The organism is Microbacterium sp. Z11_20, from assembly GCF_057197605.1.
This window is the reverse complement of the sequence record NZ_JBXVOQ010000002.1, coordinates 227023-239698: the sequence shown is the minus strand read 5'-3', so window position 1 is coordinate 239698 and position 12676 is coordinate 227023. Positions and strand designations below refer to the sequence as shown.

10 protein-coding genes and 1 pseudogene are annotated in these 12676 nt (G+C 70.9%); 6 read left to right on the top strand and 5 right to left on the bottom strand.

What is annotated here, in order from left to right:
• Positions 1-34: 34 nt before the first annotated feature.
• From AC2DFQ_RS06135 to AC2DFQ_RS06115, 5 genes are all read right to left on the bottom strand, one after another.
• Positions 35-715: a DedA family protein gene (locus tag AC2DFQ_RS06135; RefSeq protein ID WP_484508310.1), complete on the bottom strand. Its 681-nt coding sequence runs from the start codon at positions 713-715 to the stop codon at positions 35-37.
• Between the two features lie 136 nt (positions 716-851).
• Complete coding sequence (locus AC2DFQ_RS06130) at positions 852-3020, bottom strand: CapA family protein (RefSeq protein WP_484533275.1); 2169 nt, start codon at positions 3018-3020, stop codon at positions 852-854.
• The gene (locus AC2DFQ_RS06125; RefSeq protein WP_484533274.1) at positions 3017-4000 is read right to left on the bottom strand and encodes a D-alanine--D-alanine ligase family protein; all 984 of its coding nucleotides are present in this window, start codon (positions 3998-4000) and stop codon (positions 3017-3019) included. The genes AC2DFQ_RS06130 and AC2DFQ_RS06125 overlap by 4 nt, the downstream gene beginning before the upstream one ends.
• Positions 3997-5136, bottom strand: a complete 1140-nt coding sequence (alr, locus tag AC2DFQ_RS06120) for an alanine racemase (RefSeq protein WP_484508307.1) — start codon at positions 5134-5136, stop codon at positions 3997-3999. The genes AC2DFQ_RS06125 and alr overlap by 4 nt, the downstream gene beginning before the upstream one ends.
• A 109-nt stretch (positions 5137-5245) precedes the next feature.
• Positions 5246-5629, bottom strand: a complete 384-nt coding sequence (locus AC2DFQ_RS06115; RefSeq protein WP_484533273.1) for a DUF6264 family protein — start codon at positions 5627-5629, stop codon at positions 5246-5248.
• Between the two features lie 101 nt (positions 5630-5730).
• On the opposite strand from AC2DFQ_RS06115, the gene AC2DFQ_RS06110 reads away from it, so the two are divergent.
• The 6 genes and pseudogenes from AC2DFQ_RS06110 (at position 5731) to AC2DFQ_RS06085 (ending at position 12647) form a co-directional block, all read left to right on the top strand.
• A complete protein-coding gene (locus tag AC2DFQ_RS06110; protein WP_484508305.1) occupies positions 5731-7161 on the top strand; it encodes an HNH endonuclease signature motif containing protein in 1431 nt (476 codons plus the stop codon).
• A 110-nt stretch (positions 7162-7271) separates the two neighbouring features.
• Positions 7272-7904, top strand: coding sequence for a YdcF family protein (locus tag AC2DFQ_RS06105; RefSeq protein WP_484533272.1), 633 nt, complete (start codon positions 7272-7274; stop codon positions 7902-7904).
• A gap of 11 nt (positions 7905-7915) precedes the next feature.
• The gene (gene aspS / locus AC2DFQ_RS06100; protein ID WP_484533271.1) at positions 7916-9274 is read left to right on the top strand and encodes an aspartate--tRNA(Asn) ligase; all 1359 of its coding nucleotides are present in this window, start codon (positions 7916-7918) and stop codon (positions 9272-9274) included.
• 130 nt (positions 9275-9404) lie between these two features.
• Positions 9405-10199: a tyrosine-protein phosphatase gene (locus AC2DFQ_RS06095; protein WP_484533270.1), complete on the top strand. Its 795-nt coding sequence runs from the start codon at positions 9405-9407 to the stop codon at positions 10197-10199.
• 141 nt (positions 10200-10340) lie between these two features.
• Positions 10341-11207: pseudogene (locus tag AC2DFQ_RS06090) on the top strand (ABC transporter substrate-binding protein); the annotation flags it as partial.
• A 252-nt stretch (positions 11208-11459) separates the two neighbouring features.
• On the top strand, positions 11460-12647 hold the full coding sequence (locus AC2DFQ_RS06085) for a mechanosensitive ion channel family protein (protein WP_484533269.1): 1188 nt from the start codon (positions 11460-11462) through the stop codon (positions 12645-12647).
• Positions 12648-12676: the final 29 nt, after the last annotated feature.

Sequence of the window (12676 nt, the reverse complement as noted above, 5' to 3'; positions counted from 1 at the left end):
GGCCCTCTGTGGACGCGCTGAGCGGACGCGCCCCTCAGGCGCCGCCCTGCCCCTGCCGCGACCGCCGGGCAGAGCGCACCCGCGTGAAGACGAACCACGCGACGGCGACCACGAGCGCCGCGATGACGATGTACTGAAGGATCTCGGCGTACTGCTCGACGATGTGCCACTGCTCACCGAGGAAGAATCCGGCCAGGACGAAGATCGTGTTCCAAATGAGGCTCCCCGCCGCCGTCAGCAGCACGAACTTCCACACCGGCATCTTCGCGACGCCGGCGGGGATGGAGATCAGGCTGCGGAAGATCGGGAGCATCCGCCCGAAGAACACCGCTTTGCCGCCGTGGCGCTGGAACCACGCGACGGTCTTGTCGACGTCCTCGGCTTTGACGAGGGGAATCTTGTCGGCGACGCGGCGCAGCCGGTCGGCGCCCAGCAAGCGGCCGAGGCCGTAGAGGACGAGTGCCCCCACGATCGAGCCCGCGGTGGTCCAGATGAGCGCCTCGGCGAGCGTGAACGACCCGCGGCTCGCCGTGAGGCCGGCGACGGGCAGCACGACCTCGCTGGGGATCGGCGGGAAGAGATTCTCCAGCGCGATGGCTACTCCGGCACCGACCGGACCGATCACCTCCATGAGCGAGACCGTCCAGTCGACGAGGGCGGTGAGCCACGAGCCGTCGGCGCCGGAGGAATTCGCTGCGAAGTGCATGTCGGTCATCGGGCCTTCGTCTCGGTGATCGGCAGAGATGGGGATGCCGCCATCCAGCCTATGCGCGGCAGGTGACGACTTCCTGGGGGGTGCCCCCCGTCTGCGCTCCGGTCATCCGGAGGCGTGAGCGAGCCGGGCGGTGGGGCTACGGGGACTCGCCGGCCGCCGGCGGGGCGATCCTCCCGTCGGCGTCGATCCGCGCCGCGGTATCGGGGAAGTCGCGTCGACCGCGCTCGTCGACCAGTTGCGCCGCCCGCCCGTCGGGGTCGGGAACGGGTCTGCCCCCGTCGTGCTCGAAGCGGACGGAGCGCAACCGCCCGTCGATCACGCTCCCGTCCTCCCGGAGGCTGACCTCGACATACGCGCCGTACCTGGTGGCCTCCTCCGCACCGAAGACCCCTCCGCCGCCGAAGTTCCCGAGGCTGTAGGCGATGAGCCTGTTCCGGTAGAACTCCATGCCGCGCAGCACGTGCGGCCCGTGGCCGAGCACGAGATCGGCGCCGGCATCGATCGCGGCGTGCGAGAAGGCGATGACGTCGCCCCGCTTCTCGCCGTACATCCTCTCCATCCCGCCGGCCACCACATCGGCGCCGGCGCCCTCGGCTCCCATGTGCGCGTGCACGACGACGATGTCCGCCGTGGCGGCCGCAGCGTCCACGACCTGGCGCACATGGCGCAGGTCCGTCAGCCGGTTGGCGTCGCCGTACGGCGCGAACCCGAGCACGGCCACCGTGACGTCGCCGACGCGCGTGCAGGCGATCTCCTCGCGCTCCCCCACGGTTCTGATGCCGACGGCGGCGAGGTGCCGCCGGGTGTTCTCGTATCCCTCGCGGCCGAAGTCGCTCGTGTGGTTGTTGGCGAGATTCAGCAGATCGAACCCTGCGAAATGCGCAGCGGCCTCCGCGTCGCTGCGGAACGCCAGGCACTGCGCTCCCGAACCGCATTTGTCGTATCCCGTGTCGGCCGAGACGACCTGCTCGAGGTTGCCGGTCACGATGTCCTGCGTGAACCACGGACGCACCTCGTCGAAATGATCCGCGCCGCCGTCTGCGGGAACCTCGTGACCGACGTCGTGGAGCAGCACGTCGCCCGTGCCGCCGATGCTCACCTGCCCCGGCCGGGAGGCGGCCTGGAACGACGCGTCGGGCGGGCATCCCGGGATGCCGGGGCCACGGAACGCGACCGCCCCCGTCACGATCAGCAGCAGGACGGCGACGGCGAAACGCCACGGGATGCGACGACCCACGCCGACCGGCGCGCCGTCCGGCGTCGGTTCCCCCGGCGAGCGGCGCATCGGCAGGTCGAACAACCAGTACAGGCGATCCCGCACGATCAGCGCGCCGAGCGCGACGCTCGCGGCGACGACGGCCGCCGTGAGCAACGGCGGCAGCAGGAGGGCGGCGACGAACTGGACGGAGATCCTTGCTCCCGACAGCCACCCCACGAGGAGGAGATCGGCCAGCGCCAGCAGCGGCATGTGGATGACGTAGATCGCCAGGGTGCGCGACCCGAGCCACGTCATTCCCCGTCCGACGAGCGGTAACCGCACGAGGAGGGGCGCTGCCAGCAGCCCCATCGTGACTCCGATGAGCGACACCACCGGCCAGACGCCCGGGACGGTCTCCGAATCGGTGACGCGCATCGCGGTGAACGCGAGCGCGTAGACGGCGACGGCGATGGCCGCCCAGACCGGTGTGGCCCGGCCGATGAGGCTCCGGATCTGCGGGGCGAGATGAAGACCCAGGAGGAAGAACAGCAGGTTGTACAGCAGCGATCCCCGGTTGCTCACCACTTCGATGAGACCCGCCGAGACGACGACGGAAAGAGCGGCGGCGCCGGCGATCACGACCCACGGCGGCACGCGCTGGAGCCCTTTGGCGACGAGGAAGTACAGGGCCAGCGCGTAGAGATACCAGGTGTTGGGCGGGCTGATGGTGATGGCCTCGATGAACCCGGCGACGCTGCGCGGCACCAGGGTGGGGAAATCGGGGAACGCCCACATCGCCGCCATGTGGATGAGCGTCCACAGCAGGTACAGGTAGAGGAAGCGGACGACGCGCGATCGGAACACCACCGACCAGGGCCGCGTGTAGGCGTTCGCCGCGAAGTACCCCGACACCAGGAGGAACAGCGGCATCAGGAACGGCCAGATCGCGTCGGCGGCGAGACCCCAGACCCCGGGGAGGGGGACGCCGAGTTGCCAGTCGACCTGAAGATACGACTTCATCACGACGTGCCAGAAGACAACGAGGACGATCAGCAGCCCCTTGAGACCATCCCCCCACTCCAGCCGGGCGCCCGCGGGCGCGCTCATCGGCGCACCTCCGCCCCGATGGGCGCTCCCACAACGGTCTCGAGGAGTTCACGGATCAGTTCGACGTACCCGAGCCCGGTCGCCGCGTACATGCGCGGAACCTGCGACTGCTCGGTCAGGCCCGGCGCCGTGTTCACCTCGTTGAGGACGATGCCCGCCGCGGTGAGGAAGAAGTCGAACCGCGCCACGCCGCCGCATCCGAGGGCCTCGTAGAGGGCCGCCGCCGCGCGGGCGATCATCCTCTCCTCGTTGGCGCTGACCGGCGCGGGAACGGTGAAGGACGCGGTCCCGTCGTACTTCTCCTCCCGGCCGAACACCCCGCCGGCGGCGACGCCGATCTCCAGCGTCGCACCGGCGCGCAGGCGGCCGTCGCGGTCGCGGAACAGGGCGATGTCGACTTCGCGGCCGCTCACGTACTGCTCGACGAGCACGGCGTCGCCCAGGCTCCGTGCTCGCCCGATGGCAGCGGCCAGGTCGCCGCGATCACGCACGACCGATACCCCGTTGCTCGACCCGCCGGTCGTCGGCTTGACCACGTAGGGCGGCGGGAGGGTGACCGCGGCGGATTCGGATCGGTCCCGCACGAGCGCGCCCGGCGCCGTGGGGATGCCGAGCGCGCTGGCGACGAGCTTCGTGACCCACTTGTCGATGCCGAGCGCTCCGGCCCGCACGGAAGAGCCGACATAGGGCAGCCCGGTCATTCCCAGGAGGCCCGCGGCCGAGCCGTCCTCACCATTGACCCCGTGCAGTACGGGGAAGGCCACGTCGCACGTCGTGAGCAGGGCGACCGCTGCAGCCGCCGACACGGCCCCGCCGCCGTGGTGCCACGTGCCGTCCCGGCCGATCGTCATCGGCACGACGTCGAGCCCGAGGGCACGGACGGCTCGCACGACAGCGGCCGCTGATGCCAGGGACACCTCGTGCTCGTCGTTCGCCCCACCCCCGATGACGGCGACGCGGGGAGATGTGTGCTGGTTCATGACGTTGCCTCCGCGACCGCCATGCGGCCGCTCATGGTCCGGTGGATGCGAGCGACTCGGCTTCCGAGACGCGTGACGATCTCGTGTTCGATCGTGTCGGCCCACCCCGCCCAGTCCGCGACGGTGGGTTCGCCGTGCGAGCCGGGCCCGAAGAGCATCACCGGCTCGCCGGGGGCGAGGTGGTCATCGCCGGTGTCGACGACGACCATGTCCATCGAGAACCGGCCGATGAGCGGCCGACGCCGTCCCCTCGCCATGACCTCGGCGCGACCGGACGCCCCGCGCGGGAGGCCGTCGCCGTAGCCGACGGGGAGCAGGGCGAGGTTCGTGCGGCGGTCGACCACGTGGGCGAGCCCGTACCCGACCCCGGTTCCGGGGCGCACATCCCGCGACGACACGACGTACGAGGTCAACGACAGGGCCGGACGCAGCGTGCGCGAAGTCCGCGACGGGTCGATGCCGAACAGCCCGGCGCCGATGCGGTGCAGACCGAAGCCGCGACCGACCCCGGTGAGCGTCGCGGCCGTGGCTGCGAGGTGGAGCACCTCGGGCGCCAGGCCGCGGCGCCGGCCGGTTCGTACGGCGCTTTCGAAGGTCAGGCGCTCGCGGATGTTCTGAGGATTGTCCGGATCGTCGGCGCAGGACATGTGCCCCATGATCCCCACGACCCGGACCGACCCGTTCGCCTGCGCCTCCCGCGCGAGCGCGCACAGCGTCGGCCAATCGTGAGGGGGACACCCGTCGCGAGCCATACCGACGTCGATGTGCAGGTGCACCCGGGCGGTCTTGCCGACCGCCAGCGCCGCCCGCCCGACCGCGTGGAGCAGCTCCGCGCTGGGCACCGCGAGATCGATGTCAGCGCGCACCGCGGCTTCGAAGTCGGAGTCGACGGGGTTCAGCCAGCTGAGGACCGGTGCGGCGATGCCCGTCGCCCGCAGGGCGAGCGCCTCCGCGATGGAGGTGACGCCGATGGACATCGCACCGGCGTCGAGAACCGAGCGCGCGATGGCGCCGTGGCCGAACGCGTCGGCCTTCAGGACGGCCATCAGCCGCCCGCCGGTGAGCGCGGCGAACTGCGCGGTGTTCGCGCGGATCGCTTCATCGTGCACGACGAGTTCCGTGGCGGGCGAAGGCATTACCCCAGCCAAACGCGCGGGATGTTTCCGCAGCGTATGCGTTTTCGGCTACGGCGACGGGAGGAGAGCTTCTGTCGCTGCGAATCCGGTCATCCGGCGGGCGAGCGGGCTACGTGCCGACGGCGGCGCCCACGATCCCGACCGCCACGAAGAAGGTCGCCACCGTGAGTGCGGCACCCGTCAGCGGCACCCAGAAGGCCAGCCGCCGCAGGATGAGGAGCGCGACGGCGGCGGCGAGGGCCAGGAGGAGCACCACCCACGGCGAGATCACCGCGAACCAGACGCCGAAGCTCAGCATCCCCTCGTTGCAGCTGTCGAAGCATCCATCCGAGGCCATCGCGAGGAAGAGGCCGAAGTAGGACGCGATCGCCGCGGCAATCCCCAGGAGGACGAGCAGCACCGCGGTGACGACGATGTCCCACACGCGCACGGGCCGGCGCGGTCGCGTGGTTTGCCCGGTGGACGACGACGCGGCAGGCATCGGATGGCTCATGGGATCATCCTGGCATTGCCGCGCATGAGTTATCCACAGAATCCTCGCTGACCAGGGAATCTCACCCCGAGGATGTCGGTGGCCCTCGGCAGAATCGAGGTATGAAAGAGCTCGCCGGCACCCTCCGCGATCTGGTCGATCGCGTGGACGCCGCCGTCGATGACCTCTTCGCCGCCGACGCGGTCGGCGCCGCTCGCGACGACGGGTTGCTCGAGGCCCTCGCGCTCGCGGGCCGCCTGGAGCGCCGCGCAGAGTCGCTCCTGGTGGAACTGGCCGGCGAGGTCGCCGGGCGATCCGGCTCTCCTGACCGCGATGCCCGGCTCAGCTCTCGCGCGGGCTGCCACGACGTGTCGGAGCTGCTGCAGCGCACCACCCGGGTCGCCCCGCAGACGGCGGCGAAGTGGCAGCGCGCAGCCCGCGCCGTGCGGGGGCAGGTCTCGCCCTCGTCCGGCGAAGTGCTCCCCCCGTTCCTCCCGGCCCTCCGCTCCGCGATGACCGCCGGAGACGTCGGTGTCGACGGCGTGCTGGCGGTGAGCACGCCGCTGTCGGCGCTCGACCGGCGCGTGGCGCGCGAGGGCGTCCTGGTCGCCGACGAGATCCTCGCCGCCGAGGCGCGCGGAGCCGGCCCGGATGCCGCGCCGCCGGCCTGCGCCGATCTCCTCCGAGTGCAGGCTCTGGCCTGGTCGGCGGCCCTCGACCAGGACGGTGCGGAACCGGCGGATCGCGCCGCCGCTCATCGACGCGGCGTGACCCTCGGTGCGCCGCACGAGGGTCTCGTGCCGCTCCGCGGACGACTGCTGCCGGAGGTCGCCGCGCAGCTGCAGCGCATCTTCGACGCGGTGCTGTCGCCGCGAGCCGACGACGCCGGCGTCGCCTTTCGCGAGGAGTCCCCGTCCGGCTCCTACGACGAGCTCGACGAACGACCGCCCGTCGATGACCGCCGGCATGCCCAGCGGCAGCACGACGCTCTCGCCACCGCCCTGGGCGCGGCCGCCGCCGGCGGCGAGCTGCCCACGATCGGAGGCGCCGCCCCCACCCTGGTGGTCTCCATCCGCGAAGAGGATTTCCGCGCCGGGCGCGGCTGGGCATCCGCGGAGGGAACCGACGAGCCGCTGTCACCCGCGCTCGCCCGCCACGTCGCCTGCAGTGGCAGCATCCAGCGCATCCGACTCGACGAGAGCGGACGCATCACCCGGCTCGGCACCGAAGAGCGCGTGTTCAACCGCTACCAGCGACGCGGGATCTCCCTGCGGGACGGCGGCTGCATCATCCCCGCGTGCGGCGTGCCGGCCGGATGGTGCGAGATCCACCACGTCACCGAGCACGCGCGCGGCGGTCCCACCCACACGGACAACGGGGTGCTTCTGTGCTGGTTCCACCACCGGTTCCTCGACCGGAGCGGATGGGGCATCCGGATGAATCGCGGCGTTCCGGAGGTGCGCGCGCCGGGATGGCACGACCCGCACCGCCGGTGGAGAGCGGTCACCCGATCTCGAACCCGGCTTCTCGATCTCGTCGGCCGCCGGACCTAGACCGCCTCTGGGCGGCCGGGATATCCCCGCCGGCGACGAGCGCTTCTCCATCGACCGGTCAGGCCCCTCGCGCTCGCGTCCGGAGGGCCCCGCGTGAGTACACTCGCCCAATGCGGCGCCTCCTCGTGGTTCTGGCCGCACTGGTGGCCGGTGTTCTGGCGTGGGCGGAGGTGGTCCACTGGCGGGCGTCGCGTCGCCGACTCGGAAACGTCGCAGCGCCCGCTGCAGGCTCGGAGGCCGTGATCGTCCTGGGTTTCCGGAACAGAGGACGACGGATCAACTATCTCAGCCGCTACCGGGTGCGCGCGGGGCTCCGGTCGCTGCGACCGGACGCGACGGAAAGCCTGCTCGTCCTCTGCGGGGGCGACGTCGCGGGAGACCTCCCGGAGGCCGATCTCATGGCACAGTACGCCCGCGAGCGCGGCTTCACCGGCCCGGTCGGCCTCGATCGCACGAGCACCACCACGCGGGAGAACATCGCCCACGCCATCCCGCTGGTCGAGCACGTGGACGCGATCAAGATCGTGTCCAACTCCCTGCACGCGGAGAAAGCGCGGGCGTACCTGTGGATGCTCCGACCCGATCTTGCCCGGCGACTCCAGCGCGCCAACGAGCATCGCTGGGGCGAGATCGCCGCCGTGAAGCCGCTCGCGGCGATCATCGGATTGTGCAAGCTCGCCCAGCTGCGGGCCGAACGGCACAGGGATGCCGGCCCGCTCCAGCAGCGGGACCACCCCACGTAGACTGAACCCTCGTGAGTCAACGCGTTCTGGTCAAGCAGCTGCAGTCCCTCCCCGACGGCCCGGTTTCGGTGTCGGGATGGGTCGAGACGGTGCGCGACCAGAAGAAGGTGCAGTTCGTCATCCTGCGCGATGAGACCGGCGCCGTGCAGCTGGTGAACCCCGCGACGCGCGACGCTGCGACAGGCTCAGCGGCCGAGGGCGCCGACTCCGAGGCATCCGCCGCCTTCGCGCTCACCGAGGCGATCTCGGCCCTGGCCACCGGCACGTTCCTCACGGCGACGGGCGAGCTCAAGCACGATGAGCGCGTCAAGCTCGGTGGCGTCGAGATCAAGCTCCATGCCCTCGAGATCGCCGGCGAGGCGCTCCCCGAGACGCCCATCGCTGCCGACAGCGGCATGGACAAGCGCATGGACTGGCGCTTCCTCGACCTCCGCCAGGCCCGCAACAACCTCATCTTCCGCGTCCAGACGACGCTCGAGCACGCCATGCGCACGTACTGGATCGAGCGCGACTACATCGAGGTCCACTCCCCCAAGCTGATGTCGAGCCCCTCGGAGTCCAACGCCGAGCTGTTCAGCATGGACTACTTCGAAGACAAGACCGCCTACCTCGCGCAGAGCCCGCAGCACTTCAAGCAGATGGCCCAGTCGGCCGGCTTCGGCAAGATCTTCGAGATCGGCGACGTCTTCCGCGCAGACCCGTCGTTCACCAGCCGTCACGCGACCGAGTTCACCTCGATCGATGCGGAGATCAGCTGGATCGACTCGCACGAAGACGTCGCGCGGATGCAGGAAGAACTCCTGCAGTTCGCCATCCAGGCGGTCAAGGACAAGCACGGCGCCGAGATCGAGGAGCTGTTCGGCATCGAGGTGGTCGTCCCGACCGTGCCCTTCCCCCGCATCCCGCTGGCCCAGGCCCGTGAGGCGGTCGCGCAGCGCGGCTACGAGATTCCGCGCACCGACGGCGACCTCGACCCGGAGGGCGAGCGCCAGGTGGCCGCGTACATCGAGGAGACGTACGGCCACCAGTTCGTGTTCGTCACCGACTACCACCCCGAAATCCGGCCATACTACCACATGCGCGACCCGGAGACGGGGATGACGAAGTCCTACGACCTGCTCTTCAAGGGCGTGGAGATCACCACCGGCGCGCAGCGCGAGCACCGTGTGCGCGTGCTGGAGGAGCAGGCGGTGGAGAAGGGCCTCGACCTGGCCGGTATCTCGGATTACCTCGACTTCTTCCGGTACGGCACCCCTCCGCACGGCGGATTCGGGATGGGTCTGGCTCGCCTGCTCATGCTGCTCCTGGGCGAGTCCTCCATCCGGGAGGTCACGTTCCTCTTCCGCGGCCCCACCCGCCTCGCTCCCTGACCGTACGCGCCGTCCACGCGACGAGAATCCGATCGCGCGGCGAGAATCCCGCGCTCACCCGCATTTCTCGCCGGGGGCCTGGATTCTCGCGGCTGCGGCAGTGGGGCACGGCGGCGCGTAGCCTGAGGGCGTGACGGATTCGGACGGGCTCGAGGGCACCTACAACTTCCGCGATCTCGGTGCGCTCCCCCTCGCCGGGGGCGGGGTGACCGCATCCGGGGTTCTCTTCCGATCCGATGCGCTGCAGGCGCTGACCCCGCGCGGGGTCGAGCAGCTCGCGGCATCCCCCATCGACACCGTGGTCGACTTCCGGACGGGCGTGGAACGCGACACCGCTCGTGACCGGCTTCCCTCCGCCCGCCCCCTGAGCGAACGGCATCTGCCGCTCCTGGAGGGAGCGATAGCGCAGCTCCTGGAGAAGTCGCTCGCCGCGCGCGCACTCGGCGACCACGCGGCCGCCGGCCGGGCGGTCGAGCAGGCGTTGCGCGACCTTCCCACGCTGGCCGACATCTACCGCGGGATGCTGGAGCACGGCGCGTCCGTGTTCGCCGACGTCGCCTGCCTCGTCGCCCAGGAGGAGGGTGGCGTCCTCATCCACTGCACGGCGGGCAAGGACCGCACCGGAGTCGCGACGGCGGCGATCCTGGATGCGGTGGGTGTCACGCGAGACGCGATCGTGGCCGACTACGCCCGTTCGCAGGAGCAGCTGGCCGGCGCGTGGTTCGACCGGATGCGCGGCATGGTGACGATGATGGGCGTCGAGGTGACACCGGCGCTCGCGGAACTGATCGCCGGCAGCCCGCCGGCCGCGATCGAGGCGGCGCTCGCCTGGCTCGATGACCATGGCGGCTCCCGCGCGTACCTGCGCTCCGGCGGCGCGACCGACGACGACCTCGACCGCCTCACGCGCCGCCTCACGGCCTGAGCCTCCTCCTTCCTTTCCCGCGCCGGACACCGAGGCGTCCCGGGGGTCGGACCGGCCGGTCACCCGAGCGCCGTAGCGTCCTCTCATCCGGCTGCATCGCGGACGCTTGCGGATGCGGCGGTGCCCCCCGAGAGGAATCGCATGTCATCCACGCTTGTCCGCTCCCGTCGCACGGTCGCGGCCATCGCACTCGCAGCCGTCGCGGCGCTGGGGCTGAGCGGCTGCGGCGGCGCGGCCGACGCCACCGACGACGCCGCGTCGGGCATCGACGCGGCGTCAGCGACGAGCCTCGCCGCTTTCGGCACGCTCGAAGAGCTCGAGGCCGCAGCGGCCGCCGAAGGTCAGCTCAACGTCATCGCGCTTCCGCGCGACTGGGCGAACTACGGAGAGATCCTCGATCTGTTCGCCGAGCGTTACCCCGACATCATCGTCACCGAGCAGTCGCCCGACATCTCCAGCGCCGAGGAGATCCAGGCCGCCGAGACCAACGAGGGGCTGGACACGGCCCCCGATGTCTTCGACCTGGGCCTGACCGTCGCGCTGGACAACACCGACGGGTTCGCGCCGTACAAGGTGCAGACGTGGGGCGACATCCCCGATGCGCTCAAGGAGCCCTCGGGCCTGTTCGTCGGCGGCTACGGCGGCTACCTGTCCATCGGCTACGACTCGGCGCGCTTGCACGCTCCCGAAGAGCTGGACGATCTGCTGAGCGACGACTTCCGCGGCGCCGTCGCGATCAACGGCGACCCGACGCAGGCCGGCTCAGCATTCGCGGCGGTGGGCCTGGCGACCGGGCAGGAGTTCCTCTACAGCGACGAGGTGCAGAACCTGTGGCTGAAGGGGGGCGCCCGCCCGGCGCGCATGGAGGCCATGATCGCGCAGGGAACGATCGATGACGACCTCGCCGCGTCGCTGCCGGCGGCGCCCGAGGAGATTGTCGTGCCGACCGAGGAGCAGTCCTCGGTCGGCGGCACGCTGCTCGGCGAGAAATGGGACGCGGCCGTCTTCCTCGGAAGCTTCCGGCGCACCCTCGTCCGCACGGCCGAGGGTGCGCTCGTGCGCCTCCAGCACGCCGCCGACGAGCGGGTCGAGTACGACCAGGCCGTCCGGATCGCGGTGACGCCTGCCCCGGTGCCGGCGCGCGCCGTGGTCTGAGTCGCCGACCGCCCCGCACCGGCGGAGGGCAGCGCCGCGGCGGTCGCTCTCGTAGGGTGGATGCCCCGGCCGTCGAGCCGTCCGGCGATCTTCTCGAGGAGCCTCATGCTGGAAAACCCCTGGCTGAACTTCGCGTTCATCCTGATCGTCTGTCTTCTCGCCGCGGCCGTCTTCATCGTCGTCGTCACGGTGGCGGCCCGGCTCATCGCGCGCCGGCGCGCGTGGCCGCGCCGGCTGATGCACCACGCGCGAGCGCCCTTCCGCACGGTGGTGACGGTGTCCGCGATCTGGACGGCCGTCGGCATGGCCTTTCCCGAGGCGACGTGGATGCCGGTGCTCACCCAGGTCTTCACCATCCTGGTGATCGGCGCATCGGCGTGGCTCCTGAGCGCCCTGGTGACCTTCGCAACCGACGTGACCCTGGGTCGATATCGCATCGACGTCCCCGACAACCGGGTGGCCCGCCGCATCCGCACCCAGACCCTCATCGTGCGGCGCCTGGCGATCGCGCTGATCGTCGTGATCGCCATCGGCGCGATCCTGCTGACCTTCCCGGCGGTGCAGGCCGTGGGCGCGAGCGTCCTCGCGTCGGCGGGCATCGCGTCGATCGTTGCGGGCCTGGCTGCGCAGTCGGTGCTCGCCAACATGTTCGCCGGTCTCCAGTTGGCATTCAGCGACGCGCTGCGCGTCGACGACGTCGTCGTTGTGGAGGGCGAATGGGGTCGCGTGGGCGAGATCACGCTGAGCTACGTCGTGCTGGACCTGTGGGACGACCGGCGCCTGGTGCTCCCGTGCACCTACTTCACGACGCAGCCGTTCGAGAACTGGACGCGTCGCGGCAGTGAGCTGCTGGGTTCGGTCGAATTCGACCTCGACTGGCGGGTCTCGCCGGCGCGCATGCGCGAGCATCTGGACCACATCCTCCTGCGCACCCACCTGTGGGACACCCGCACGTCCGTGCTGCAGGTGACGGAGGCCACGGGCGGATTCGTCCGCGTCCGCGTTCTCGTCTCGGCCGCCGACGCACCGACGCTGTTCGACCTCCGCTGCTACGTGCGCGAGGGGATGGTGACGTGGATGCAGCACACGATGCCCACGGCCCTCCCCGTCCAGCGCGTTGTGCTGAGCGAGCCCGCCGACCCTGAGGCCACGTCGGTGGAAGAACCCGCACCCGACCCCGGCGCGGGCCTGTTCACCGGGAGCACGGAGGCGGAGGAACGCGCCTCGGTGTTCACCAACGCCATCCCCGTGATGAGACCCGATGACCAGCGGGGTGACTCGCGGAACCGCTGAGGACAGCCCCTCGAGCTCGTCCTCGGGCG

Excerpts from the sequence above, each read along its gene's own strand:
- AC2DFQ_RS06105 (WP_484533272.1), top strand. The coding sequence starts at position 7,272 with ATGCGGCGCCTCCTCGTGGTTCTGGCCGCACTGGTGGCCGGTGTTCTG.
- AC2DFQ_RS06125 (WP_484533274.1), bottom strand. The coding sequence starts at position 4,000 with ATGAACCAGCACACATCTCCCCGCGTCGCCGTCATCGGGGGTGGGGCG.
- AC2DFQ_RS06135 (WP_484508310.1), bottom strand. The coding sequence starts at position 715 with ATGACCGACATGCACTTCGCAGCGAATTCCTCCGGCGCCGACGGCTCG.
- AC2DFQ_RS06130 (WP_484533275.1), bottom strand. The coding sequence starts at position 3,020 with ATGAGCGCGCCCGCGGGCGCCCGGCTGGAGTGGGGGGATGGTCTCAAG.
- AC2DFQ_RS06085 (WP_484533269.1), top strand. The coding sequence starts at position 11,460 with ATGCTGGAAAACCCCTGGCTGAACTTCGCGTTCATCCTGATCGTCTGT.
- alr (WP_484508307.1), bottom strand. The coding sequence starts at position 5,136 with ATGCCTTCGCCCGCCACGGAACTCGTCGTGCACGATGAAGCGATCCGC.
- AC2DFQ_RS06115 (WP_484533273.1), bottom strand. The coding sequence starts at position 5,629 with ATGAGCCATCCGATGCCTGCCGCGTCGTCGTCCACCGGGCAAACCACG.
- AC2DFQ_RS06110 (WP_484508305.1), top strand. The coding sequence starts at position 5,731 with ATGAAAGAGCTCGCCGGCACCCTCCGCGATCTGGTCGATCGCGTGGAC.